This is a genomic window from Bacteroides sp. 11BF, from assembly GCF_019633765.1.
GTDB classification, from domain to species: domain Bacteria; phylum Bacteroidota; class Bacteroidia; order Bacteroidales; family Bacteroidaceae; genus Bacteroides; species Bacteroides hominis.
In genome coordinates this window covers 1-25,819 of sequence record NZ_JAFKPJ010000030.1, presented here as the reverse complement: position 1 = coordinate 25,819, position 25,819 = coordinate 1, and the positions used below count along the sequence as shown (strand labels likewise).

Genomic DNA, 25,819 nt, shown 5'->3' with positions numbered 1-25,819 from the left:
TTGTTTATAGACGTAGGAAAAGAAGGAGGGAGGATAACAACCGAACTGATGCACTCGTTTATAAATAAAATACTACTTAAAATACGAATATTTACTGATAATTTATATGTTATGAGGATTATTATTCGTATCTTTGTCGCCCGAATTATGTCTACCTACTTAAGATTCAGATGAAAATTAGTTAAGTAGTACATAACGTTTGGGCTTTTTTTGTACCTTTGCAACGATTAAAAAAAAGAAGCTTTGGGAAAGTTTGATAAATACAAAATTGATTTGAAAGGAATGCAAGCAGACTCATGTAAGTATGAGTTTCTACTTGACAATCTTTTTTTCGCTCATATTGATGGCCCTGAAGTTCAGAAAGGTAAAGTCAACGTAGAGTTGACGGTTAAAAAGACCTCTCGTGCTTTTGAATTGAGCTTCCAGACAGAAGGTATCGTATGGGTACCATGTGACCGTTGTTTGGATGAGATGGAGCAGCCGGTTACTTCCTCAGATAAGTTGATGGTAAAATTTGGCCGTGAATATGCTGAAGAGGGAGATAATCTGATTGTGATCCCTGAGGAAGAAGGGGAGATCAATGTAGCTTGGTTTATGTACGAGTTTATAGCTTTGGCTATCCCGATGAAGCATGTGCATGCTCCCGGTAAATGCAATAAAGCTGTGACCAGTAAGCTGAACAAGCATCTTAGAACAAGTGGTGATGACGATGCAGAAGAATCTTTTGGCGCTGGTGAGGATATCGTTGTGGAAGATGAAGCGGAGGAACAGATTGATCCGCGCTGGAATGAATTAAAAAAAATATTAGATAATAATTAAAGTTTAAAAGAAAATGGCACATCCTAAGAGAAGACAATCAAAAACAAGAACTGCAAAGAGAAGAACTCATGATAAAGCAGTAGCTCCTACATTGGCTATTTGCCCGAACTGCGGTGAATGGCATGTTTACCACACAGTATGCGGCGCTTGCGGATACTACAGAGGTAAGCTGGCAATTGAAAAAGAAGCTGCTGTATAATTGCAGTCTGAATAAGCTTATACTTATCAAACAGCCAGAGAGCAATGCTCTCCGGCTGCTTTAAGTATTAGATGTATTGCTAAATTAAAACAGAATTGATGGAAAAAATAAATGCAGTAATCACAGGAGTCGGAGGATATGTACCTGATTATGTCTTGACAAACGACGAGATATCTAAGATGGTGGATACCAATGACGAGTGGATTATGACTCGTATCGGAGTAAAAGAAAGACGAATACTGAACGAAGAGGGATTAGGTACTTCGTATATGGCCCGTAAGGCAGCTAAACAGTTGATGAAAAAAACGGGTTCAAATCCTGATGACATTGATTTAGTTATCGTTGCAACTACTACTCCTGACTATCATTTCCCCTCAACAGCTTCTATTCTTTGTGATAAACTCGGACTAAAAAATGCTTTTGCTTTCGATCTACAGGCTGCTTGTAGCGGATTCTTGTATCTGATGGAAACAGCTGCCAATTTTATTCGTTCGGGACGATATAAAAAAGTAATCATTGTTGGTGCCGATAAAATGTCATCAATGGTGGATTACACAGAACGTGCAACATGCCCTATCTTCGGTGATGGAGCGGCAGCTTTTATGCTTGAACCGACCACGGAAGACTTGGGAATTATGGATGCTATATTGAGAACTGATGGTAAGGGATTGCCTTTCCTCCACATGAAAGCGGGTGGTTCGGTTTGTCCTCCTTCTTATTTCACGGTTGACAATAAAATGCATTATATTCATCAGGAAGGTAGAACTGTGTTCAAGTACGCTGTCTCTAATATGTCTGATGTCAGTGCAGCTATAGCAGAAAAGAACGGGCTGACAAAAGATAACATTGACTGGATTGTTCCCCATCAAGCCAATATGCGCATCATCGAAGCGGTAGCTCATCGCATGGAAGTTCCGATGGAGAAAGTTCTGGTGGATATTCAGCATTACGGTAATACGAGTGCGGGTACGCTGCCATTGTGTATCTGGGATTTTGAAGAGAAACTTAAGAAAGGCGATAACATTATTTTCACTGCGTTTGGTGCCGGATTTACTTGGGGTGCCGTGTATGTGAAATGGGGTTACGACGGGAAAAAAGAATAGTAACGAAAGTTGCTAATATAAATCACATAAAACGCATCTTATTTCGATTCGATGCGTTTTTTTGTCTAAATCAATAAATGGAAGGCGATGCATAAAGCTGGTTTTGTGAATATAGTAGGAAATCCCAATGTGGGTAAGTCGACACTGATGAATGTGTTGGTAGGCGAACGTATTTCAATTGCTACGTTTAAGGCGCAGACTACTCGTCACCGGATTATGGGTATCTATAATACGGATGATATGCAGATTGTTTTTTCGGATACTCCGGGGGTGCTGAAACCTAATTATAAGTTGCAGGAATCTATGCTGAACTTTTCGACTTCAGCATTAGCGGATGCAGATGTCTTGCTTTATGTGACAGACGTGATTGAAACTCCTGATAAGAATAATGAATTTATTCAGAAAGTGCGTCAGCAGACTGCTCCGGTTTTGTTGTTGATTAACAAGATTGACTTGACTGACCAGGAAAAGTTGGTGAAGCTGGTGGAAGACTGGAAAGAGTTGCTTCCACAAGCTGAGATTATTCCGATTTCGGCAGCTACAAAGTTCAATGTGGACTATGTGATGAAGCGGATCAAAGAACTTTTGCCTGACTCACCTCCTTATTTTGATAAGGACCAGTGGACTGATAAGCCGGCCCGTTTCTTTGTCAACGAGATTATCCGTGAGAAGATCCTGTTGTACTATGATAAAGAGATTCCGTACTCGGTAGAGGTGGTGGTAGAGCAATTCAAAGAAGATGCGAAGAAGATACACATTCATGCCGTGATTTATGTAGAGCGTGATTCTCAGAAAGGCATTATTATAGGAAAACAGGGTAAAGCCCTGAAGAAAGTTGCTACAGAGGCACGGCGGGATCTGGAACGTTTTTTCGGAAAAACTGTTTTTCTGGAAACCTATGTGAAAGTAGACAAAGATTGGCGCAGCTCTGACAAGGAATTGCGGAATTTTGGTTATCAGTTAGATTAAAAAAAGAAAATTCATACGACTGTGATAGTCGCAAAAATAAAGTGTGTAAACTATGGGAAATTTAGTTGCAATCGTAGGACGACCCAATGTGGGCAAGTCTACCTTATTTAATCGTTTGACGAAAACCCGTCAGGCAATTGTGAACGATGAAGCGGGTACTACCCGTGATAGGCAGTATGGTAAATCCGAATGGTTAGGGCGAGAGTTTTCTGTTGTTGATACCGGTGGATGGGTAGTAAACTCTGACGATATATTCGAAGAGGAAATCCGCAAGCAGGTATTGATGGCAGTGGATGAAGCGGATGTGATTCTGTTTGTGGTGGATGTGACAAATGGAGTGACAGATTTGGATATGCAGGTAGCTGCCATATTACGCCGTGCCAAAAGTCCGGTCATCATGGTGGCCAATAAGACGGATAATCATGAGCTGCGATATAATGCTCCTGAGTTTTATCGGTTGGGATTGGGCGATCCTTATTGTATCTCTGCGATTAGTGGTAGTGGTACAGGAGATCTGATGGACTTGATTGTTAGTAAATTCAAGAAAGAATCCGATGAGATTCTGGATGAAGACATCCCTCGTTTCGCTGTGGTGGGACGTCCTAATGCCGGTAAATCGTCTATTGTGAATGCTTTTATCGGGGAAGAACGCAATATTGTTACGGAAATAGCCGGAACAACCCGCGATTCTATTTACACTCGTTACAATAAGTTTGGCTTCGATTTCTATCTGGTAGATACAGCCGGTATTCGTAAAAAGAATAAGGTAAACGAGGATCTCGAATATTATTCGGTTGTCCGTTCTATTCGTGCCATAGAGGGGGCCGATGTATGTATCCTGATGGTGGATGCGACCCGTGGTATAGAAAGCCAGGATTTGAATATATTCTCGTTGATTCAGAAAAACTCAAAAGGGTTAGTGGTAGTCGTGAATAAGTGGGATCTTGTAGAAAACAAGACTGATAAAGTAATGAAGACTTTTGAGGAAGCCATTCGTTCACGTTTTGCTCCTTTTGTTGATTTCCCTATTGTGTTTGCATCGGCATTGACAAAACAGAGAATTCTCAAGGTGCTTGAAGAGGCACGTAAAGTTTACGAGAACCGTATGATTAAAATTCCGACAGCTCGCCTGAACGAAGAGATGCTTCCGTTGATCGAAGCTTATCCGCCTCCTGCGACTAAGGGAAAATATATCAAGATTAAGTACGTTACTCAGCTGCCTAATACGCAGGTACCCTCGTTTGTCTTCTTTGCTAATCTTCCACAGTACGTGAAAGAGCCTTATAGAAGATTCCTGGAGAACAAGATGCGTGAAAAGTGGGATCTGAGTGGAACGCCTATCAACATTTATATCAGACAGAAGTGATTTTTGTGTCGAATAGTATTGATATATAAATGTAAAAGCCGGACTATCATAATTCCGGCTTTCTTTTTGCCCATCATTTTTGAAATAATTGATTCTTTTTGTTTCTTATATAACTCTTTTTATTTATATTTGTACAGAGCAAAAAGAAACAAACCATAAATACAGACAGAGGCTACATGGAAACGAAGGCAGAAATACTATTGGTTGACGATCATGCACTGATTCTTGAAGGGATGCAACGCATGCTTGAGTTAGTGCCGGGGGTTAAAGTTGCCGATGCGGTGACTTCGGGAACGAGAGCTGCCGAATTGATTGGGGAGAGAGACTACGACATCTATGTTTTGGATGTAAGCCTCCCCGATATATCAGGATTCGATTTGGTTGATATGATTCGTGAGATTAATGAGAGTGCACGTATTGTTATTAGTACTATGCATGAAGAAATCTGGATTATCAACCGTTTGATTCGTCAGAAAGTGAATGCTGTGATCCTTAAATCATCCGAAGCTATGGAAATAGGAAATGCCGTGAAGAGCGTGCTTGCAGGTGATTCTTATGCATGTCCGCGGTTTAAGTCCATTCGTCAGAGGTTAAGCCTCAGTCCTGTACAAATTCATCCTAAAGATATACCCACAAAGCGTGAGCTTGATGTACTGAAAGCTGTCGCGAGGGGATGTAATACGCATGAAGTTGCGGCTGAATTGAAGATATCAGAAAATACTGTCGAAACATTTCGCAAAAGGCTAATACAAAAGTTTTGTGCAAAGAACGCTATCGATATGGTAGTGAAAGCTATGGCAAAAGGATGGATAGAGATTGGATGATTCTATTTATTTCAATTTGTCACGGTTTTCGGTGATGTTTTGCTGCATTTTTTTTGTTATCTTTGATGTGTAATTGGAATTATTCTCTTTTTAAGTTTTATTGAGAACTTTGGGACAGTCAATATGTCGTGATGATATATGTCGATTCTATTAACTGGTTTTTTTATAACAAAAAGTGGGCTCATGAGTTGCGATGATTCATGAGCCCTTCTATTTCAATCTGTTGAGAAGATCAGCCTTCGAGGTTTTGTATTTCTACATCCTTTACTTTACGCAGCAGGTCGGAAGCGAAAATGAAATTGTTCAGCTGCTCGTTGGTCGAAGTGAAGATGTCGTCTTTCGTACCTTCCCACTCTTTGGTTCCCTGATAAATATAGATAATCTTTTCGCCAATACCCATTACCGAGTTCATGTCGTGAGTATTGATAATGGTGGTCATATTGTACTCCCGGGTAATATCGTGAATCAGGTCGTCTATTACCAAAGAGGTTTTCGGGTCGAGTCCTGAGTTCGGTTCATCGCAGAAGAGATACTGCGGGTTCAGCGCAATGGCCCGTGCGATAGCTACACGTTTCTGCATACCGCCACTGATTTCGCCGGGAAATTTATCTTTAGCTTCTGTCAGGTTGACCCGATCGAGGCAGAACATGGCCCGTTTGGTTTGTTCGCGCAATGTATCGGTACCGAACATGTTGAGCGGGAACATTACGTTATCCAAAACGGACATGGAGTCGAACAAAGCCGCGCTTTGGAAAATCATTCCCATTTCGCGTCGCAAATGTTTCTTTTCTTTTTTACCCATTGCCAGAAAGTTGCGTCCGTCATAGAGTACTTCACCCTTTTCCGGTGTCAGCAATCCGACGATGCACTTCATCAATACCGTCTTACCCGAACCGCTCTGACCGATAATCAGGCTGGTTTTTCCGTTTTCGAAAGAGGCATCTATATTATGCAATACCGTTTTACCTTCGAATGATTTATAGAGTCCTTTTACTTCGATCATCCCATTAAAAGTTTAGTTAATACCAGGTCGGCAAACAAAATCAGTACGCTGCTGGAAACCACCGAATCGGTAGATGCCTTTCCCACTTCTATCGAGCCGCCCTCTACGGTATAGCCGAAAAAAGAGGATACACTGGCAATGATAAAGGCAAAAAACAGTGACTTGATGATGCCGCACCACACAAACCATTCTACAAACATATACTGGAGTCCGTATTCAAGGTCGGTAGCCGTCATAATACCGCCGAACCAGCAGGTGGCGAATGCTCCGATGATACCTGCAAAGATGCTGAAGGTCACCAGAATAGGAATCATGGTAACCATTGCCGTGATTTTGGGTAATATCAGATAGTTGGCGGAATTCACTCCCATGATTTCGAGTGCATCAATCTGCTGTGTCACACGCATTGTACCCAGTTCGGAAGCGATGTTCGATCCCACTTTACCGGCCAGGATCAGACACATGATGGAGGAGGAGAACTCAAGCAAAAGAATCTCACGAGTGACGTATCCCACCGTCCAGCGGGGCATCCATGGGCTTTCGATGTTTAGTTTAATCTGGATGGTAATCACCGCGCCGATGAAGAATGAAATCAACAGCACGATGCCGATAGAGTTTACCCCCAGTTGCTCTATCTCTTTGATATATTGCCGGAAGAACATACGCATGCGCTCGGGACGTGAAAAAGTCCGTCCCATAAGCATCATGTATCTGCCGACGGTTCTTAATGCTTTAATCATAACTCGTATATTTGTTTGCAAATGTACGTTTTTTCGGCTTATTTTTGCTACATTTGCCGCAAAATAACAAAGGATATGGAAGAAAGCAAGATGGTGCTTCGTACCGAAGACTTGGTGAAAAAGTACGGTAAGCGTACGGTAGTGAGCCATGTTTCCATCAATGTGAAGCAGGGTGAGATTGTAGGTTTGCTGGGACCGAATGGTGCCGGTAAGACCACTTCGTTCTACATGACCGTAGGATTGATTACCCCGAATGAAGGCCGTATTTTCCTGGACGATCTTGAAATAACGAAATATCCTGTTTATAAACGTGCCCAGACCGGTATCGGATATCTGGCTCAGGAGGCTTCGGTTTTCCGCCAGATGACGGTGGAGGACAACATTGCTTCCGTGCTTGAGATGACTAATAAACCTCTCGATTATCAGAAAGATAAGCTCGAAAGTTTGATTGCCGAGTTTCGTTTGCAGAAAGTGCGGAAGAATAAAGGTACCCAGTTGTCGGGTGGTGAGCGCCGCCGTACGGAGATCGCGCGTTGTCTGGCTATCGACCCCAAATTCATCATGCTCGATGAACCCTTTGCCGGGGTAGACCCGATTGCCGTAGAAGATATCCAGCAGATTGTATGGAAGTTGAAAGATAAAAACATCGGTATCCTGATTACCGACCATAACGTACAGGAAACATTGAGTATTACCGATCGTGCCTATCTGCTGTTCGAAGGAAAAATTCTGTTTCAGGGTACTCCTGAGGAGTTGGCTGAGAATAAGATTGTGCGTGAGAAATATCTGAGTAACAGTTTCGTTTTGCGCCGCAAAGACTTCCAGTTGAAAGATTAGTCTGCTGTTTCCGTTCTCGTGTGTATCGGGGGAGCCGTTTGAACATAGAATACATAAAAAAAACCTTTTACCGGTTCTTCTGGTAAAAGGTTTCTTTTTAATTCTTTCTCCTATCGTCAATCTCTCGGTCTGGCTTCTTTGAGTACCATAGTACGGCCTTCGTATTCCGCTCCGTTTAATTCTGCGATAGCTTTTGTTGCAGCTGCATCGTCATCCATTTCTACGAAACCAAAACCTTTTGATCTGCCTGTTTCGCGATCGATGATTACTTTACAAGAAGTTACTTTTCCGTAGTCTTCCATAACTTGTTGCAGATCTGCTTCCTTAACACGGTAGTTAAGGTTTCCAACATAAATGTTCATAATGAAAATGATAAAAATAAAATAAATGAAATAAAAAACTCTCCGGAAGATGATTTAATAATAAAAAGATTAAAGAAACAGAGAGTTTACAAAAGCGTCTTGTCGACGGGAGTAAAAACCTTGTAATCGAAATCGAGAAACTAATCGATCATCTTTCCGCAACAAAGAAACACATAAAATCCGGAATTGCAATAACTTTTTCTCTTTTTTTGTGTGCGAAACCTATGAAATTTAACGGATTGGAGAGATCTTAGGATGAAGTTGGAAAACATAAGTTGTAAAGAAGATACTGACTTCCCGGCGTTACGGTGAAGGTGGCGGAAGTTTGATAGCATTTTGTCAAAATGACAATCGTATCCTCTCATATTTGTTTATTTCGGAGGACCATTCGTCTAAGTCAGAAAAAACGTCTTCCAGCCAGTTTAGCCATTATCTTTTTGTTTACCCGATGACCGGTTTCTGGACAGACTGAAAGAGAAACATATCCTCTTGATGCATCATGTACTTTTTTATGTCAAATGCTTGTTCTTCCGATAGTCCGGCCGCGTCGTTTCGCGGAGAGCAACCAGAGTGAAAAAAGAGTTCGGAAGCTTCTTTTTCCGGAACAATATATGCAATTGGGGAAAACATTTAAAGAAATCCGGAAAAGAAGTAAGCGTTTTCCGGAAATGCTAACGTCTTTCGGGGCAAATGTACCCGTCTTTTCCGCAAAAAGAAGCTTGCTTTTCAGTAAAACACAGGTTTTGTTTCCGGAAGAGTCAGGCTTTGGGAGGCAAAAAGCCACCTTCCGGAGCTCTATTTCCTCCGGATGGAGCGGAGAAACGAAAAGCCGAGTCAGCGGAAAGAAGGATTTTTGATCCTTTTGACAGTATAATCTCCGATTGTTGCTATAATTGATATTTGTGGTAGCACTCCGTTAGCAATGAACCGGTTTCCGACCTCCTTATCCACATCCGGTTGTGTTGAACTTCACTGCTTTGCCGGCCTCTGTTCCGGACTTTTCCGTCCGGACCTGTCTTTTTGTTTTCTTCTTTTTTGGTTAATAAAAAGTAAAACGGGTTCTTTTGAAAACGGATTAATGTCTTTTCTGCCGTATGTCCGGCTGCTTTCGTCCGAAATGGCGATTCTCTGCAAATGAAATAATTCTGCAATGTTTTTTGAAATTTGAAAGATTAGCACTAATTTTGCACCCTCGTTTGAGTATAGAATAAAGTATAAATCAAATAAATAATTGTCAGAATGAACGTTTCATTACAAAACATTGACAAAGTAAGCGCATTGCTTACCGTGAAGCTTGAAAAAGCTGACTACCAGCCTCAGGTAGACAAATCGTTGAAGAACATCCGTCAGAAAGCTCAGGTTCCGGGATTCCGTCCGGGCATGGTTCCTATGAGCTTGGTGAAGAAGATGTATGGTAAGTCAGTCATTGCCGACGAGGTGAACAAATTGCTTTCTGAGAAAGTATACGAATACATTAAGGAGAATAACGTAAACATCCTTGGCGAACCGATGCCTAACGAAGAAAAGCAGCCGGATATCGATTTCGATACAATGGAAGAATTTGAATTTGTATTCGATATCGCTTTAGCTCCGGAGTTCAAAGCTGAGGTTAGCAGCCAGGACAAGGTAGACTACTATACAATCGAGGTAACTGACGAAATGGTAGAAAACCAGATTAAAGCTTATACTCAACGTAACGGAAAATACGAACAGGTAGAGGCATACGAAGAAAACGATATGCTGAAAGGTCTGTTGGCCGAACTTGATGAAGAAGGCAACACGAAAGAAGGCGGTATTCAGGTAGAAGGTGCTGTAATGATGCCTTCGTACATGAAGAACGACGAGCAGAAGGCTATCTTCGCAAACGCTAAAGTAAACGACGTACTGGTATTCAATCCGGATGCTGCTTACGAAGGCAATGCTGTTGAAATCGCATCACTGCTGAAGATCGACAAAGAAGCTGCTGCCGAAGTAAAATCCAACTTCAGCTTCCAGGTAGAAGAAGTGACCCGTTTCGTAAACGGTGAACTGAATCAGGAACTCTTCGATCAGGTATTCGGCAAAGACGCAGTGAAGACAGAAGAAGAATTCCGTGCTAAAGTAAAAGAAAGCATCGCAGCCCAGTTCGTTGCCGATAGCGATTATAAATTCCTGATCGATGTCCGCAAGGTATTGGCAGACAAAGTAGGTAAGCTGGAATTCCCGGATGCACTGCTGAAACGCGTTATGTTGATGAACAACAAAGACAAAGGCGAAGAATTCGTAAACGAAAACTACGATAAGAGCATCGAAGAACTGACATGGCACCTGATTAAGGAGCAGTTGGTGAAAGAAAATGATATCAAGGTAGAGCAGGACGACGTGATCAACATGGCGAAAGAAGCTACAAAAGCTCAGTTTGCTCAATACGGTATGCTGACTATACCCGATGATATCCTCGAAAACTACGCAAAAGAGATGCTGAAAAAGAAAGAAAGCATCGACGGTTTGGTGAACCGCGTAGTAGAAACCAAATTGGCCGCTGCACTGAAAGGCAAGGTTACATTGGAGAACAAAACCGTTTCAATGGAAGAATTCAATAAGATGTTTGAATAAGCTCTTCTTTTGAACAGGACATAAAGTCACAGAAACACAGAGTTTTTATAGAATTATAACTCTGTGTTTTTTTGTGTCTCTGTGTTCTTTTTTGTTTCTTTGCAGTTACATTATTAATAATAGAAAGGAACGTAAAACAATGGATGATTTTAGAAAATACGCAACCAAGCATTTAGGTATGAATGCAATGGTGCTGGACGATGTGATTAAATCGCAAGCCGGGTATTTGAATCCCTATATTCTGGAAGAAAGACAACTTAACGTCACTCAGCTCGACGTGTTCTCACGTCTGATGATGGACCGCATTATCTTCCTCGGTACACAGATTGATGACTATACGGCCAATACGCTGCAAGCACAGTTGCTGTATCTTGATTCGGTAGATCCGGGTAAAGATATCTCAATCTATATCAACTCTCCGGGCGGATCGGTTTATGCCGGGCTGGGTATTTATGATACGATGCAGTTCATCTCGAGTGATGTGGCTACAATCTGTACCGGTATGGCAGCTTCTATGGCTTCTGTACTGTTGGTGGCCGGTGCCAAAGGCAAACGTTCGGCGCTGCCTCACTCACGTGTGATGATTCATCAGCCGATGGGTGGCGCGCAGGGACAAGCCTCGGATATTGAAATCACTGCCCGCGAAATACAAAAATTAAAGAAAGAACTTTATACCATTATTGCCGATCATTCGGGTACTTCTTTTGACAAGGTATGGGCCGATTCGGACCGTGATTACTGGATGACCGCCCAGGAAGCAAAAGAATATGGTATGATTGACGAAGTGTTGATTAAGAAATAAACATGGCTGAATCAAAGAATAATAAAAAAAGGTGTAGCTTTTGCGGCCGTTCGGAGAATGAAGTCGGATTCCTGATTACAGGGATGAACGGCTACATTTGCGACAGCTGTGCGACCCAGGCTTATGAGATTACTCAGGAAGCCATGGGAGCCGGCAAACAGAGCGCGGGAGCTACCCGACTCAATTTAAAGGAACTACCCAAACCGGTAGAAATAAAGAATTTCCTCGACCAGTACGTGATTGGTCAGGACGATGCCAAACGTTTTCTTGCCGTATCGGTATATAACCACTACAAACGTCTGTTGCAGAAAGACAGCGGTGATGATGTGGAGATTGAAAAGTCGAACATCATTATGGTGGGCAGCACCGGAACCGGTAAAACCCTTTTGGCGCGTACCATAGCCAAACTGTTGCATGTACCCTTTACGATAGTGGATGCGACTGTGTTGACCGAAGCCGGTTATGTAGGCGAAGATATCGAGAGTATCCTCACCCGTCTGCTTCAGGTGGCCGATTACAATGTGCCCGAGGCAGAACAAGGCATTGTCTTCATCGACGAGATAGACAAGATTGCCCGTAAGGGAGACAACCCCTCCATCACGCGTGATGTCAGCGGTGAAGGCGTACAGCAGGGATTGCTTAAACTGCTCGAAGGCTCTGTGGTCAACGTCCCGCCTCAGGGAGGACGTAAGCATCCCGACCAGAAGATGATTCCCGTAAACACGAAAAACATCCTTTTCATCTGTGGAGGAGCGTTTGACGGCATCGAGAAAAAGATTGCCCAGCGTCTCAACACCCATGTCGTAGGATACAATGCTTCCCGTAAGACGGCTACTATCGACAAAAACAACATGATGCAATACATCGCACCGCAGGATTTGAAGTCATTCGGACTGATTCCGGAGATTATCGGCCGTTTGCCGGTGCTGACCTATCTGAACCCGCTCGACCGGAATGCACTTCGTGCCATTCTGACCGAACCCAAGAATTCCATTATCAAACAATACATCAAGTTGTTCGAAATGGATGGTGTGCAGTTGACCTTCCAGCCCGAAGTCTTCGAATATATCGTCGACAAGGCAGTGGAGTATAAACTGGGTGCCCGCGGATTGCGCTCTATCGTGGAGACAATTATGATGGATGTCATGTTCGAGATTCCTTCTGAAAACCAGAAAGAATATGAAGTGACACTGGATTATGCGAAGCATCAGCTCGAAAAAGCAAATCTTGCGAGATTGCAAACTGCTTAAAATCAAAAGGTAAGGGCAATAATGGAGGTGAGTTCCGTTTTTTCTTGAAAAATATTAGTCTGATTATGCTTGATATTTAAGAAGTTGTTTATAACTTTGTTAGAGCGCTTTCCAAGCAAAGCGAGTGTTTTTAAGTTAAACCATGAACTGAATAAAACAACCTATATTAAGATGGCAGGGAAGATTAATTTGACAGACCAACTGAAAAAGTATTTCGGATTTGATAATTTCAAGGGGAACCAGGAGCCGATCATCCAGAATTTGCTTGATGGTAATGATACCTTTGTGCTGATGCCTACCGGCGGTGGAAAATCTCTGTGCTATCAGTTGCCTTCTTTATTAATGGAAGGTACGGCCATTGTGATTTCTCCGCTGATCGCGCTGATGAAGAATCAGGTAGATGCGATGCGCAACTTCAGTGAAGAAGACGGTGTGGCTCATTTCATTAATTCTTCTTTGAACAAGGGTGCGATTGATCAGGTGAGGTCTGACATTCTTGCCGGAAAAACAAAACTGTTATACGTTGCTCCCGAGTCGTTGACGAAAGAAGAGAATGTGGAGTTTCTGCGTTCAGTAAAGATTTCATTCTATGCTGTCGACGAAGCACATTGTATTTCCGAATGGGGACACGACTTCCGCCCGGAATATCGCAGGATACGTCCGATTATTAATGAAATAGGAAAAGCACCTCTTATTGCGCTGACCGCAACGGCCACGCCGAAGGTGCAGCACGATATTCAGAAGAACTTGGGAATGGTGGATGCACACGTCTTCAAGTCTTCGTTCAACCGTCCGAATCTGTATTACGAGGTACGTCCTAAAACTCAGAATGTAGATAAGGACATCATAAAGTTCATCAAGAACAATCCGGAAAAATCGGGCATCATTTATTGCCTGAGCCGGAAGAAGGTAGAAGAGCTTGCTGAGATACTTCAAGCCAACGGGATCAATGCCCGTGCTTATCATGCAGGTATGGATTCGGCAACGCGAACGCAGAATCAGGACAATTTCCTGATGGAAAAGATCGACGTAATTGTAGCTACTATCGCATTTGGAATGGGAATTGATAAGCCCGATGTGCGATACGTCATCCACTATGATATACCAAAGAGCCTGGAGGGGTATTACCAGGAAACAGGCCGCGCCGGAAGAGACGGTGGAGAAGGCCAGTGCATTACCTTTTATACAAACAAAGACTTGCAGAAACTCGAGAAGTTCATGCAAGGCAAACCTGTGGCAGAACAAGAAATTGGCAAGCAGCTTCTGTTGGAAACTGCTGCGTATGCTGAATCTTCCGTTTGCCGCCGTAAGACATTACTACATTATTTCGGCGAAGAGTACACGGAAGAAAATTGTGGAAATTGTGACAACTGTTTAAACCCTAAAAAACAAGTGGAGGCTCAAGAATTATTGTGTGCTGTGATCGAAACAATCATAGCGGTAAAAGAAAATTTTAAGGCAGATTATATTATTGATGTCCTGCAGGGACGCGAAACGTCTGAAGTTCAGGCACACTTACATGAAGATCTGGAAGTGTTCGGATCAGGAATGGGAGAAGAAGACAAAACCTGGAATGCCGTGATTCGTCAGGCGTTGATAGCCGGTTATCTGAGTAAGGATGTAGAAAACTACGGTTTGCTGAAAGTGACCGATGCAGGAAAGAAATTCCTCAAACATCCCAAGTCATTCAAGATTACCGAGGACAATGACTTTGAAGAAGTGGAAGAAGAAACACCGGCAAGAGGTGGAGGTTCGTGTGCAGTCGATCCGGTTCTTTATTCTATGCTGAAAGATCTCCGGAAAAAGTTATCGAAGAAACTGGAAGTGCCTCCTTACGTGATTTTCCAGGATCCCTCTCTTGAAGCGATGGCTACTATCTATCCTGTGACGCTCGAAGAACTTCAGAATATCCCGGGCGTAGGTGCCGGAAAAGCCAAACGTTACGGCGAAGAATTCTGCAAGCTGATTAAGAGACATTGCGAAGAGAATGAGATTGAACGTCCGGAGGACTTACGGGTACGCACTGTCGCCAACAAGTCGAAGATGAAAGTGGCCATTATTCAAGCCATCGACCGTAAAGTGGCTCTGGATGATATCGCGCTTTCCAAGGGCATTGAGTTCAGCGAATTGCTGGATGAAGTGGAAGCGATCGTTTATTCGGGTACTAAGTTGAATATCGACTACTTCCTGGATGAGATCATGGACGAAGATCACATGCTCGACATCTACGATTACTTCAAAGAGTCGACAACAGATAAGATTGACGACGCTCTTGATGAACTCGGGGACGAATTTACCGAAGAAGAAGTCCGTCTGGTTCGTATCAAGTTTATCTCCGAAATGGCTAATTAAAAAAGCGAAAAAAAACTTGCGTGCACTTATGCAGTCTTGAATAAAAACTGTATATTTGCACGCAATAATTTTTAAACGCATAGCCCTATGTCATTTATTGCCGATAAGATTGTAATGGATGGATTAACTTATGACGACGTATTGTTGATCCCCGCTTATTCTGAAGTTTTACCACGCACTGTCGATCTCTCGACAAAGTTTTCAAAAAACATTGAGTTAAAGATTCCGTTTGTAACTGCCGCCATGGACACAGTTACCGAAGCCAAGATGGCCATTGCCATTGCGCGCGAAGGGGGAATTGGCGTGATCCATAAGAATATGTCCATTAAGGAACAGGCTAAGCAGGTGGCTACTGTGAAGCGTGCTGAAAACGGTATGATTTACGATCCTGTCACTATTAAGCAAGGGTCTACCGTACGTGATGCTCTCGCCCTGATGTCCGAATACAAGATCGGCGGCATTCCGGTAGTGGATGACAATAGATATTTGGTTGGTATTGTAACGAATCGTGACCTTCGTTTCGAACGTAACATGGATAAACGTATCGACGAGGTGATGACAAAAGAAAATCTGGTTACCACTAATCAGTCTACCGATCTGGAAGCAGCTGCGCAAATTCTGCAACACCATAAGATTGAGAAACTGCCGGTAGTCGATAAAGAAGGAAAACTGATCGGGCTGGTTACTTACAAAGATATTACAAAAGCCAAAGATAAACCTATGGCTTGCAAAGATTCGAAAGGCCGTCTGCGTGTAGCTGCCGGTGTAGGTGTGACTGCCGACACTTTCGACCGTATGCAGGCGTTGGTGGATGCCGGTGCGGATGCCATCGTGATCGATACGGCTCACGGACACTCAAAGGGAGTGATCGACACCTTGCGCGAAGCGAAAAAACGTTATCCCAATATTGATATTGTGGTTGGTAACATTGCTACGGGCGATGCAGCCAAGGCCTTGGTGGAAGCCGGGGCTGACGGTGTAAAAGTAGGTATCGGCCCGGGTTCCATTTGTACGACACGTGTGGTTGCCGGTGTAGGCGTACCGCAACTTTCGGCTGTTTATGATGTAGCCAAAGCCTTGAAAGGTACAGGTATCCCTTTGATTGCCGATGGCGGACTCCGCTATTCGGGTGATGTGGTGAAAGCTCTGGCTGCCGGAGGATACTGTGTGATGATCGGTTCATTGGTTGCCGGTACAGAAGAAAGTCCGGGCGAGACGATTATCTTCAATGGACGTAAGTTTAAGTCATACCGTGGTATGGGTTCTCTCGAAGCGATGGAAAATGGTTCGAAAGACCGCTATTTCCAAAGTGGCGAGATGGATGTGAAGAAGTTGGTTCCGGAAGGCATTGCTGCCCGTGTGCCTTATAAAGGAACTTTATATGAAGTGATTTATCAGCTGACCGGTGGTTTGCGTGCCGGTATGGGATATTGCGGTGCTCCTGATATCGAGAAACTGCATGATGCCAAGTTTACTCGCATCACCAATGCCGGAGTAATGGAAAGCCATCCGCACGATGTGACGATTACAAGCGAATCGCCTAATTACAGTCGTCCGGAATAACAGCCTGTTTATCGGGCGTTTGGCCGTTGCCGTCTGGTTGCTGTTCCACCACAGATTACACGGATTAACACAGAACTTTTTAATCTTCAATATCAATGAGATAAATTATCAATCTGTGTTAATCCGTGTCCTTTGTAGTGAACTCGATTTATTTTATTCCGATATGAATATCTCAACGTAGAATGGTATGAAGAAGATGCTGGTTGGTGCACTGACCTGTTTGTTTGGGTTTATTGCCGGCTATGCCCGGCAAGATCCTGTGTTGATGCGGATCAATGGACAAGACATTTCCCGCTCGGAGTTTGAGTCTTTCTATCATCGGAATAAGCCTTCGGGAGTATCCGGGAAAGAAGCCTTGAAGGTTTGTGTTGATCTCTTTGTCGATAAGAAGTTGAAACTGCATGCGGCACAGAGAGCCGGGTTGGATACTCTCTCTGCCTTTCGTGCGGAGATGGACAACTACCATCGTTCATTATCTAAATCCTATCTTACAGATTCGTCTGCAGAGGAAGCCTGTGCCAGAAAGCTTTACGATCAGATGAAGAGCCGCTCCATAGCCGGCGAGGTCCGGGTTATGCATATTTTCCGTTATCTTCCCCAGACGGCCCTGCCCCATCATTTGCGGGAGGCGCAGGCTTTAATGGACTCTCTTTACAATGTATTGAAGACAAATCCCGATACCGATTTCAAGACTCTGGTAGACCAATATTCTGATGATAAGGCAGAATCCTGGATCAGTTGGTTGCAGACACCACAGGAATTTGAGGAGGTCGCTTTCTCTTTGAAGGATGGCGAATATTCCCAGCCGTTTTTTACTCCTAAAGGACTTCATATCGTTAAAGTGACGGGCAGACGCGAACTCCCTCCATTTGAACAGATACGGGACAGACTAATCCGTAAACTGTCCCATCGTCCGGGTGCGGATAAAGGAACCGAAATTCGGGTAAACAAACTGAAGGAGAGCTATCGGTATACTCCGGACAAAGCGGCGATGGAAGAGTTGCTTTCTCAAGGCAAGACCTCCCGTACTCTTTTTACGCTGGACGGTAAAAACTTTACAGGGAATGACTTTGAACGGTTTGCCGCTGCCCATCCCATGGGGACAAAGAGGCAGTTGGATGCTTTTGTGGTAAAATCAATTCTCGATTATGAGAACAGTCGCCTTGAGCAGAAACATCCTGAGTTCCGCAGGACACTGCAAGAACATCGTGATCATTTGCTGTTGGCCGCTATTACCCGCCGGGAAACCCATCAGGTCAGCCTGGCAGATTCTGTTGCACTGAAGAACTTCTTCAAGGAGCACCGGACCGATTACAACTGGGATTCACCCCGCTACAGAGGTGCGGTGTTGCACGGAACCCATAAGAAAACGCTGAAGAGCGCCCGTAAATTTCTGAAAAAACTTCCGGAAGAAGAGTGGAAAGATGCCATTCGCCTGACATTTAATACCTCTGCTTCACCGGCTGTCATCCGTATAGAACAAGGGACCTTTGCCGAAGGTGACAATGTTTTTGTCGATAAGTTAGTGTTTAAAAAAGGAGACTTCGAACCATTAAAGTCCTATCCTTTTACCGTTGTTTTGGGTGAGAAAAAGAAAGGTCCGGAGTCCTACAAAGAGATTGTTTCCCGTTTGATCGAAGATTATCAGAATCATCTGGATGCACTTTGGGCAGAGCGTCTCAGGGCTTCTGCTAAGGTTGAAATTAACCAAGAGGTTTTAAAAACGGTTAATAATCACTGAAGCAACGAATTATTGTATTATCTTCGTACCTTAAATTAAGTATAATTCAGTTGACAATGCGAAAAACGGGCCTTCTGCTAATCTCTCTCCTTTTCTGTGTGTCGTGTACTGACAAGCATGATCACAAAGGACAGACTCCTTTGGTAGAGGTCGATGGAAACTTTTTGTACAAAGAGGACCTTCAGGCCGTGTTCCCCGCCGGTTTGTCGAAAGATGACAGTCTTCTTTTCGCCGAGCACTACATTCGTAGCTGGGTTGAAGATGTTTTGTTGTTTAACCAGGCGCAAAGCAATATTCCCGACAACGGCGAAATCGATAAGTTGGTCGCAAATTACCGGAAAGCATTGATCATGCATACTTATCAACAAGAACTAATCAGCCAGAAATTGTCGGGCGAGATCCCCGAACAGGAAATAGCAGACTATTACGAAAAGAACAAAGAACTGTTTAAACTGGACCGTCCGTTGATGAAAGGTCTGTTTATCAAGGTTCCCCTTACTGCTCCCCAATTGGGAAATGTCCGTAAGTGGTATAAGACGGAAACTCAGGATGCCGTTGAGCATTTGGAGAAGTATAGTTTGCAGAATGCTGTGAAGTATGAGTATTTTTATGATAAATGGGTGCGGGTAGCCGATGTACTTGATATGATCCCGTTGAAAGCGGAATCCCCGGAAGCCTATATGGATAAGAACCGTCATATCGAACTGAAAGATACGGCATTCTACTATTTTCTGAATATCAGCGATTTTCGTGTGGCAGGCGAACAGGAACCTTACGAGTTTGCCCAACCGAAAGTTAAAGATATGCTTGTCAATATCAAGCGGGTTGATTTTATGAAACAAGTAAAGGACGACTTGTACGAACGTGCAGTAAAAAGAAAGAAGATTATAAATTATTAAATACACAGAATGAAGAAGTTTGTGAACTTTAAATTTGTTGTTATGTTTGCCCTGGCACTGGTTGCTAACGTGGCATCCTATGCGCAGGACAATGTGATTGACGAAGTGGTTTGGGTCGTTGGTGACGAAGCCATCCTGAAGTCCGATGTGGAAGAAGCACGACTGGCCGCTTTGTATGAGGGGCGTAAGTTTGATGGTGATCCTTATTGTGTGATTCCCGAAGAGTTGGCGGTACAGAAACTTTATATGCACCAGGCTGTGCTCGATAGTATCGAAGTTCCTGAATCGGAAGTGATACAGCGTGTCGATTATCAGATCAATAACTATATTCAGGCTTTGGGTAGCAGAGAAAGGATGGAAGCTGAGTTTAACAAGACTTCTACGCAGATCCGCGAAGCCATGCGCGAGAATGCCCGTGACGGATTGATTGTACAGAGAATGCNATGCCCGTGACGGATTGATTGTACAGAGAATGCAGCAGAAGCTGGTAGGTGATATCAAAGTGACTCCGGCCGAAGTGCGCCGCTACTTTAAGGATCTTCCTCAGGACAGTATCCCTTATGTCCCTACTCAGGTAGAGGTGCAGATCATCACACAGCAACCTAAAGTGCCCATCTCTGAAATAGAGGATGTGAAAAGACGCTTGCGTGAATATACCGACCGTATCAATAAGGGCGAAAGTGATTTTTCTACGCTTGCCCTGTTGTATTCCGAGGACCGCGGTTCTGCCATCAAAGGTGGTGAAACCGGTTTTATGGGTAAAGGCCAGATGGTGCCCGAATACGCTAATGTCGCTTTCAACTTGCAGGACACCAAGAAGATATCTAAGATCGTAGAGTCCGAGTATGGTTTCCATATCATCCAGTTGATCGAGAAACGTGGCGACCGTATCAATACCCGTCATATCCTGTTGAAGCCCAAAGTATCGGATAAGGAGTTGAATGAAGCCAATGCACGTCTTGACTCCATAGCCAACGATATTCGTAGCGATAAGTTCACATTCGATCAGGCAGCCGCTGCTTTGTCTCAGGATAAAGACACACGCAACAATCACGGTCTGATGCAGAATCCGATGAATCAGACTGCTAAATTCGAGATGCAGGATTTGCCGCAGGAGATAGCTAAAGTGGTAGATAAGATGAATATCGGTGAGATCTCCAAAGCCTTCACTATGGTCAACCCCAAAGATGGTAAGGAAGTTTGTGCTATTGTTAAGCTGAAGGCACGCATCAATGGACACAAGGCCACTATCACCGATGACTACCAGAACCTGAAAGAAATTGTGCTCGACAAACGTCGTGAAGAGGCGTTGCAAAAATGGATTGTTGAAAAACAAAAACATACGTATGTGCGTATTAATCCGGCATGGCAGCGTTGTGACTTTAAATATCCGGGCTGGATTAAAAAAGACTGATCCTGATTTGATATGTTTAGATTAAACAAAGAACATAAATTCCACGGCAGGCATAGATTTCTCTTAGCGGGTATTCTATGCCTGCTTGCCGTATGTTTTCTGGTGGCCCAGGACAAGAAACCGCAGCATGACAAGAAGCCACAACAGGAGAAGAAGGCTGAACCGGAAAAGCCAACGGGAAATAAAAAGACCCGTGTCGATTTGCTCCATGCCGATCGGGGGCAAGCCGATAAACTGGCGCGTCCTGATGTTCAGGTGCTGATTGGTTCGGTTAAGTTGCGTCACGACAGCATGTATATGTATTGTGACAGTGCTCTGATTTACGAAAAAACGAATTCATTCGAAGCATTCAGCAATGTGCGTATGGAGCAGGGAGATACTCTTTTCATCTATGGTGACTATTTGTTTTATGACGGCATGACTCAGATAGCGCAACTGCGCGAGAATGTGAAAATGATCAACCGGAATACTACCCTGTTGACAGACAGCCTGAATTATGACCGTCTGTACAATTTGGGTTACTATTTTGATGGGGGTACATTGATGGATGAAGAAAATGTGTTGACTTCCGACTGGGGTGAGTACAGTCCTGCCACTAAACTTTCTGTTTTCAACCATGATGTCAAGCTCGTGAATCCCCGTTTCGTGCTTACTTCCGACACCTTGAAGTATAGTACGAATACTAAGATTGCCACCATTCTGGGACCCTCCAATATTGTCAGCGATCAGAACCATATCTATTCCGAGCGGGGCATTTACAATACCGTTTCCGGACAAGCCGAACTGCTCGACCGTTCGGTTTTGACCAATGAAGGTAAGAAGTTGACCGGTGACAGCCTTTTCTATGACCGTAAAGCGGGTTATGGTGAGGCGTTCGATAATGTCCAGATGAACGACACTGTCAATAAGAACATGCTTACCGGTGATTATTGTTATTATGACGAGTTGAAGCAGAATGCTCTTGCCACCAAGCGAGCTGTTGCCGTGGATTATTCACGGGGTGACAGCCTCTTTATGCATGCCGATACGTTACTGATGAATAGCTATAATCTCGACACCGACTCCCTTTTCCGTGAGATGCGCGCTTTTCATAAGGTACGTATGTACAGCACTGATCTGCAAGGCGTTTGCGATTCTTTGGTCTTTAATACGAAAGACTCTTGCCTCACCATGTATCGCGATCCTATTATTTGGAACGAAGGGCAACAACTGCTGGGAGAAGAGGTTAAGGTATATATGAACGACAGTACGATTGATTGGGCTCATATCATCAATCAGGCGCTCACGGTGGAACAGAAAGACTCCATTCATTTTAATCAGATCTCAGGAAAAGAGATCAAGGCATACTTTGCCGAGGGTGAGGCACGCAAAATAGATGTGATAGGGAATGTCCTTGTAGTATATTATCCTCAGGAGCAAGATAGCACTATGATTGGTATGAACACCTCCGAAACCAGTCTGTTGAATATGTATCTCAAAGACCGGAAAATGCAGAAAATGGTCATGAGTCCCAAATCGAATGGAACACTTTATCCAATGGATCAGATTCCACCCGACAAAATGAAATTGCCCACTTTCAGTTGGTTTGATTATGTCCGTCCCTTGAATAAGGAAGACATTTTCAACTGGAGAGGGAAAAAGGCAGGTGAGGCTTTACGTAAAACTGAGCGCAAGGTCATCAGTGGTCCTAAACGTGAAATAATTAATATGAAATAGCTATGGGAATGTTCAATGTACGAAAGCCGCGTGGATTCAATCATCAATATATCTATGTGGACGAGCGGAAAGAAAAATTGACGAAAATGGAAGAAGATGCCAAGCGTGATTTGGGAATGTTACCCGAAAAAGAATTTTCTCCGGAAGATATTCGCGGAAAGTTCATCGAAGGCACCACACATCTGAAGCGTCGTAAGGAGAGTGGGCGTAAGCCTGCTCATTTGGGGGTCATTCTGGCTATCATTGCCCTGCTTATTTTTCTATGGCATTATTTGCAGACCGGTAGCTGGTCTTTTTAAGTCCTATAAATTAATCAGTCAAAGCTAAATCTATTATGAGCGATATCATTCATTTATTACCCGATTCGGTTGCCAACCAGATAGCTGCCGGAGAGGTGATACAACGTCCGGCATCTGTCATCAAAGAGTTAGTCGAGAACGCCATCGATGCTGAGGCACAAAATATTCATGTATTGGTTACCGATGCAGGCAAGACCTGTATACAGGTGATTGATGACGGTAAGGGAATGTCCGAAACCGATGCACGCCTCTCTTTCGAGCGGCATGCCACCTCAAAGATCCGCGAGGCATCCGATCTGTTTGCCCTTCGCACGATGGGCTTTCGTGGTGAAGCGCTGGCTTCCATTGCCGCCGTTGCTCAGGTAGAGCTGAAGACTCGTCCCGAATCCGAAGAGTTAGGGACCAGGATTATCATTGCGGGCTCCAAAGTGGAGAGTCAGGAAGCAGTGTCTTGTCCCAAAGGAAGCAACTTTTCCATTAAGAACCTTTTTTTCAATATTCCTGCCCGGCGTAAGTTCCTGAAGGCCAACTCTACCGAGTTGAGTAATATTCTGGCCGAATTTGAACGTATTGCCCTGGTACATCCTGAGGTTGCTTTCTCACTGTATAGCAATGACTCCGAACTGTTCAATCTTCCCGCCTGCCATTTGCGGCAACGTATTCTTTCTATTTTTGGCAAGAAGCTCAATCAGCAATTGCTCAGTGTGGAAGTGAACACTACGATGGTGAAGGTTTCAGGCTATGTGGCCAAGCCCGAAACAGCCCGTAAGAAAGGTGCCCATCAGTATTTCTTTGTGAATGGCCGTTACATGCGTCATCCTTACTTCCATAAAGCGGTGATGGATGCTTACGAACAGTTGATTCCCGCAGGCGAACAGATTTCTTATTTCATCTATTTTGAAGTCGATCCTGCCAACATCGATGTCAATATCCATCCTACCAAAACAGAGATCAAATTTGAGAACGAACAGGCTATCTGGCAGATTCTTTCTGCCTCGGTAAAAGAGTCATTGGGCAAGTTCAATGCCGTCCCTTCTATCGATTTCGATACGGAAGACATGCCCGATATCCCTGCTTTTGAACAGAACTTGCCTCCTGAGCCTCCTAAGGTGCATTTCAATTCCGATTTCAATCCATTCAAACCTTCGGTGCCCTCTTCCGGCGGTGGCAATTACTCCCGTCCGAAAGTGGACTGGGAAGATTTGTACGGTGGTCTTGAGAAAGCCAGTAAGATGAATCAGCCTTTCGCCGAACCCGATCCCGAACCGGAAGAATTTGCGGTAATTGAAGAGGAAAGTATTGTTACAGCCGCTCCTGCAACTCTTTATGCCGGTGAGTCGGCCATAATGGAGAAGGGGACCCAGCACTTGCAGTTCAAGGGACGTTTCATTCTTACTTCTGTAAAGTCCGGATTGATGCTGATCGATCAGCACCGGGCCCATGTTCGGGTGCTCTTTGACCGGTATCGTGCCCAGATTCAGCAGAAACAAGGTTTCTCACAAGGCGTTCTCTTCCCCGAAATCCTGCAACTTCCGGCTTCTGAGGCAGCCGTATTGCAAGACATTATGGACGATTTATCTGCGGTAGGTTTCGATCTCAGCGATCTTGGTGGAGGCAGTTATGCCATTAACGGAGTACCTTCAGGCATCGACGGACTGAATCCGGTCGATTTGGTGCGCAGCATGTTGCATACCGCTATGGAGAAAGGCAACGATGTTAAAGAAGAAATTCAGGATATCCTTGCGTTGACCCTTGCCCGCGCGGCTGCCATTGTCTATGGGCAGGTGCTGAGTAATGAAGAGATGGTCAGTTTGGTCGATAATCTGTTTGCCTGTCCTTCGCCCAACTATACGCCGGATGGTCGTGTGGTATTGACTACCATAAAAGAAGAAGAGATCGATAAACTTTTCCGGTGATCATCATTCTTCTGTACTTATCAGAGTAAGTATTATGTCAGTTCCACTCTATCTCACACGATCGACAGATTTATATCTGTTTATCGCATCTCCTTTCTAATAGGTTAATAACCAGTAGAATACTCTATTAGTATCCTCCCTGTACGAAGTTAACTTTAACATTGTGTTAAAGTTAACTTCGTACAGGGAGGATATTAACTTCGTACATCCGGGAAGTTAAGAACCTGTTCGCACCCTATTCATCACCTGAAAATCTTGTTAATAGTGTTAATAAACATGTTCCTAAAAGAATAACACTCTACGAATAGTTCGTATATTTCAGCATGCTTTTTAGAACAGTATGTTTTTGTTTTAAACTAAAATCTATTTTATATGAAGGCAAGATATTTTTTTTATCCGTTTCTCTTTCTTTTTTCGGTTGCAATGTTTGCTTCCTGCTCTTTATCTGTACCCAAAGAGAGGGATATAATAGAAGATTCCGCCTTTCGTTCTGTTGATTTGCGTATAATAGAGAAGACAAAAGGGACAGTGATGTCTTTGGGTGATTTAATGGAATCATACGAAATCATTAGATTGGACAATAGGGATGAGGCGCTTATTAAAACCTATCCATATGGTGTATATGTGACGGATAATTATATCTTGTTGCGACCTGCTGACGTTGTATCTCCTGTTAAGCTATTTACGCGCAAGGGACGATATGTGGCTGATATTGGCGGAGTAGGTCAAGGTCCGGGAGAGTATTTATATTTATTTTCATGGTTGGTGGATGAGAAAGAAAACCGTATTTATTTGGGTCCGGGAAGAACCGACAAGGTGCTTGTCTATGATTTAAAGGGGAATTATCTGCCGGATGAGGTTATTCGTTTCGGGGAAATAGTACATAAGTCTCAGATATGGGTGGACTATGATAAAAAAAACGTAGTTGTGGTTACTTTACCCTTTTCTGCTAATGTGAACTCGAACTTTGCAATTAGTAAGAATGTGTGCTGGGTGCAAAATAGGGAGGGTGATATCGTGCATCGGATTCCTGTAAATCATTACGGTTTA

Annotated in this window: 21 protein-coding genes and 1 pseudogene; 19 read left to right on the top strand and 3 right to left on the bottom strand. The window is 43.7% G+C overall.

Annotated elements, in window-relative coordinates; genetic code table 11:
- Window positions 1-243 precede the first annotated feature (243 nt).
- The 6 genes from JZY04_RS20005 to JZY04_RS19980 all read left to right on the top strand — a co-directional run bounded on the left by JZY04_RS20005 (window position 244) and on the right by JZY04_RS19980 (window position 5,280).
- Window positions 244-819, top strand: coding sequence for a DUF177 domain-containing protein (locus JZY04_RS20005; protein ID WP_005782286.1), 576 nt, complete (start codon window positions 244-246; stop codon window positions 817-819).
- A 13-nt stretch (window positions 820-832) separates the two neighbouring features.
- Window positions 833-1,018: a 50S ribosomal protein L32 gene (gene rpmF, locus JZY04_RS20000; RefSeq protein ID WP_002562387.1), complete on the top strand. Its 186-nt coding sequence runs from the start codon at window positions 833-835 to the stop codon at window positions 1,016-1,018.
- 98 nt (window positions 1,019-1,116) lie between these two features.
- Window positions 1,117-2,121: a beta-ketoacyl-ACP synthase III gene (locus JZY04_RS19995; protein ID WP_005811282.1), complete on the top strand. Its 1,005-nt coding sequence runs from the start codon at window positions 1,117-1,119 to the stop codon at window positions 2,119-2,121.
- Between the two features lie 87 nt (window positions 2,122-2,208).
- Window positions 2,209-3,090 carry a GTPase Era gene (gene era, locus JZY04_RS19990; protein ID WP_005782288.1) on the top strand — a complete coding sequence of 294 codons (882 nt, stop codon included), beginning with the start codon at window positions 2,209-2,211 and terminating at the stop codon, window positions 3,088-3,090.
- Window positions 3,091-3,142: 52 nt separating this feature from the next.
- Window positions 3,143-4,456: a ribosome biogenesis GTPase Der gene (gene der / locus JZY04_RS19985; protein ID WP_005782289.1), complete on the top strand. Its 1,314-nt coding sequence runs from the start codon at window positions 3,143-3,145 to the stop codon at window positions 4,454-4,456.
- Window positions 4,457-4,632: 176 nt separating this feature from the next.
- Window positions 4,633-5,280, top strand: coding sequence for a response regulator transcription factor (locus JZY04_RS19980; RefSeq protein ID WP_122142956.1), 648 nt, complete (start codon window positions 4,633-4,635; stop codon window positions 5,278-5,280).
- A gap of 232 nt (window positions 5,281-5,512) precedes the next feature.
- Here the strand turns inward: JZY04_RS19980 and JZY04_RS19975 are convergent, their stop codons facing one another.
- Complete coding sequence (locus JZY04_RS19975; protein WP_005782291.1) at window positions 5,513-6,283, bottom strand: ABC transporter ATP-binding protein; 771 nt, start codon at window positions 6,281-6,283, stop codon at window positions 5,513-5,515.
- The gene (locus JZY04_RS19970; protein WP_005782292.1) at window positions 6,280-7,023 is read right to left on the bottom strand and encodes an ABC transporter permease; all 744 of its coding nucleotides are present in this window, start codon (window positions 7,021-7,023) and stop codon (window positions 6,280-6,282) included. Before JZY04_RS19970 ends, JZY04_RS19975 begins: the two co-directional genes overlap by 4 nt.
- A gap of 75 nt (window positions 7,024-7,098) precedes the next feature.
- On the opposite strand from JZY04_RS19970, the gene lptB reads away from it, so the two are divergent.
- A complete protein-coding gene (gene lptB, locus JZY04_RS19965) occupies window positions 7,099-7,860 on the top strand; it encodes an LPS export ABC transporter ATP-binding protein (protein ID WP_005782293.1) in 762 nt (253 codons plus the stop codon).
- A gap of 116 nt (window positions 7,861-7,976) precedes the next feature.
- On the opposite strand, the gene JZY04_RS19960 is transcribed toward lptB, so the two are convergent.
- The gene (locus JZY04_RS19960) at window positions 7,977-8,222 is read right to left on the bottom strand and encodes an RNA-binding protein (protein WP_005811280.1); all 246 of its coding nucleotides are present in this window, start codon (window positions 8,220-8,222) and stop codon (window positions 7,977-7,979) included.
- 1,239 nt (window positions 8,223-9,461) lie between these two features.
- On the opposite strand from JZY04_RS19960, the gene tig reads away from it, so the two are divergent.
- The 12 genes and pseudogenes from tig to JZY04_RS19900 form a co-directional block, all read left to right on the top strand.
- A complete protein-coding gene (tig, locus tag JZY04_RS19955) occupies window positions 9,462-10,817 on the top strand; it encodes a trigger factor (protein WP_005782303.1) in 1,356 nt (451 codons plus the stop codon).
- Between the two features lie 139 nt (window positions 10,818-10,956).
- Entirely contained in the window at window positions 10,957-11,619 is a 663-nt protein-coding gene (gene clpP, locus JZY04_RS19950; protein WP_005782306.1) for an ATP-dependent Clp endopeptidase proteolytic subunit ClpP, read from the top strand.
- Between the two features lie 2 nt (window positions 11,620-11,621).
- Window positions 11,622-12,869 carry an ATP-dependent Clp protease ATP-binding subunit ClpX gene (gene clpX / locus JZY04_RS19945; RefSeq protein WP_005782309.1) on the top strand — a complete coding sequence of 416 codons (1,248 nt, stop codon included), beginning with the start codon at window positions 11,622-11,624 and terminating at the stop codon, window positions 12,867-12,869.
- Between the two features lie 171 nt (window positions 12,870-13,040).
- Window positions 13,041-15,221 (top strand): DNA helicase RecQ, encoded by a 2,181-nt coding sequence (recQ, locus tag JZY04_RS19940; RefSeq protein WP_005811277.1) that lies wholly within the window; start codon window positions 13,041-13,043, stop codon window positions 15,219-15,221.
- Window positions 15,222-15,308: 87 nt separating this feature from the next.
- Entirely contained in the window at window positions 15,309-16,784 is a 1,476-nt protein-coding gene (gene guaB, locus JZY04_RS19935; RefSeq protein ID WP_005811276.1) for an IMP dehydrogenase, read from the top strand.
- Between the two features lie 187 nt (window positions 16,785-16,971).
- Window positions 16,972-18,525, top strand: a complete 1,554-nt coding sequence (locus JZY04_RS19930; protein ID WP_122142959.1) for a peptidylprolyl isomerase — start codon at window positions 16,972-16,974, stop codon at window positions 18,523-18,525.
- A 56-nt stretch (window positions 18,526-18,581) separates the two neighbouring features.
- The gene (locus JZY04_RS19925; protein ID WP_005811274.1) at window positions 18,582-19,424 is read left to right on the top strand and encodes a peptidylprolyl isomerase; all 843 of its coding nucleotides are present in this window, start codon (window positions 18,582-18,584) and stop codon (window positions 19,422-19,424) included.
- A 9-nt stretch (window positions 19,425-19,433) separates the two neighbouring features.
- Window positions 19,434-20,838 (top strand): annotated as a pseudogene (locus tag JZY04_RS19920) (peptidylprolyl isomerase).
- A 12-nt stretch (window positions 20,839-20,850) separates the two neighbouring features.
- Window positions 20,851-22,554: an OstA-like protein gene (locus JZY04_RS19915; RefSeq protein ID WP_022012674.1), complete on the top strand. Its 1,704-nt coding sequence runs from the start codon at window positions 20,851-20,853 to the stop codon at window positions 22,552-22,554.
- Window positions 22,555-22,556: 2 nt separating this feature from the next.
- Entirely contained in the window at window positions 22,557-22,853 is a 297-nt protein-coding gene (locus JZY04_RS19910) for a hypothetical protein (protein WP_005782322.1), read from the top strand.
- A 35-nt stretch (window positions 22,854-22,888) separates the two neighbouring features.
- Window positions 22,889-24,769, top strand: coding sequence for a DNA mismatch repair endonuclease MutL (gene mutL, locus JZY04_RS19905; RefSeq protein WP_005811270.1), 1,881 nt, complete (start codon window positions 22,889-22,891; stop codon window positions 24,767-24,769).
- Between the two features lie 372 nt (window positions 24,770-25,141).
- Window positions 25,142-25,819 (top strand): 6-bladed beta-propeller (locus JZY04_RS19900; RefSeq protein ID WP_220577446.1); only part of this gene is annotated, 678 nt, incomplete at its 3' end.

What these genes read in the sequence shown, in the direction of transcription:
- rpmF (WP_002562387.1), top strand. Translation starts at nt 833, where the DNA reads ATGGCACATCCTAAGAGAAGACAATCAAAAACAAGAACTGCAAAGAGA.
- JZY04_RS19995 (WP_005811282.1), top strand. Translation starts at nt 1,117, where the DNA reads ATGGAAAAAATAAATGCAGTAATCACAGGAGTCGGAGGATATGTACCT.
- era (WP_005782288.1), top strand. Translation starts at nt 2,209, where the DNA reads ATGCATAAAGCTGGTTTTGTGAATATAGTAGGAAATCCCAATGTGGGT.
- der (WP_005782289.1), top strand. Translation starts at nt 3,143, where the DNA reads ATGGGAAATTTAGTTGCAATCGTAGGACGACCCAATGTGGGCAAGTCT.
- JZY04_RS19980 (WP_122142956.1), top strand. Translation starts at nt 4,633, where the DNA reads ATGGAAACGAAGGCAGAAATACTATTGGTTGACGATCATGCACTGATT.
- JZY04_RS19975 (WP_005782291.1), bottom strand. Translation starts at nt 6,283, where the DNA reads ATGATCGAAGTAAAAGGACTCTATAAATCATTCGAAGGTAAAACGGTA.
- JZY04_RS19970 (WP_005782292.1), bottom strand. Translation starts at nt 7,023, where the DNA reads ATGATTAAAGCATTAAGAACCGTCGGCAGATACATGATGCTTATGGGA.
- lptB (WP_005782293.1), top strand. Translation starts at nt 7,099, where the DNA reads ATGGAAGAAAGCAAGATGGTGCTTCGTACCGAAGACTTGGTGAAAAAG.
- JZY04_RS19960 (WP_005811280.1), bottom strand. Translation starts at nt 8,222, where the DNA reads ATGAACATTTATGTTGGAAACCTTAACTACCGTGTTAAGGAAGCAGAT.
- tig (WP_005782303.1), top strand. Translation starts at nt 9,462, where the DNA reads ATGAACGTTTCATTACAAAACATTGACAAAGTAAGCGCATTGCTTACC.
- clpP (WP_005782306.1), top strand. Translation starts at nt 10,957, where the DNA reads ATGGATGATTTTAGAAAATACGCAACCAAGCATTTAGGTATGAATGCA.
- clpX (WP_005782309.1), top strand. Translation starts at nt 11,622, where the DNA reads ATGGCTGAATCAAAGAATAATAAAAAAAGGTGTAGCTTTTGCGGCCGT.
- recQ (WP_005811277.1), top strand. Translation starts at nt 13,041, where the DNA reads ATGGCAGGGAAGATTAATTTGACAGACCAACTGAAAAAGTATTTCGGA.
- guaB (WP_005811276.1), top strand. Translation starts at nt 15,309, where the DNA reads ATGTCATTTATTGCCGATAAGATTGTAATGGATGGATTAACTTATGAC.
- JZY04_RS19930 (WP_122142959.1), top strand. Translation starts at nt 16,972, where the DNA reads ATGAAGAAGATGCTGGTTGGTGCACTGACCTGTTTGTTTGGGTTTATT.
- JZY04_RS19925 (WP_005811274.1), top strand. Translation starts at nt 18,582, where the DNA reads ATGCGAAAAACGGGCCTTCTGCTAATCTCTCTCCTTTTCTGTGTGTCG.
- JZY04_RS19915 (WP_022012674.1), top strand. Translation starts at nt 20,851, where the DNA reads ATGTTTAGATTAAACAAAGAACATAAATTCCACGGCAGGCATAGATTT.
- JZY04_RS19910 (WP_005782322.1), top strand. Translation starts at nt 22,557, where the DNA reads ATGGGAATGTTCAATGTACGAAAGCCGCGTGGATTCAATCATCAATAT.
- mutL (WP_005811270.1), top strand. Translation starts at nt 22,889, where the DNA reads ATGAGCGATATCATTCATTTATTACCCGATTCGGTTGCCAACCAGATA.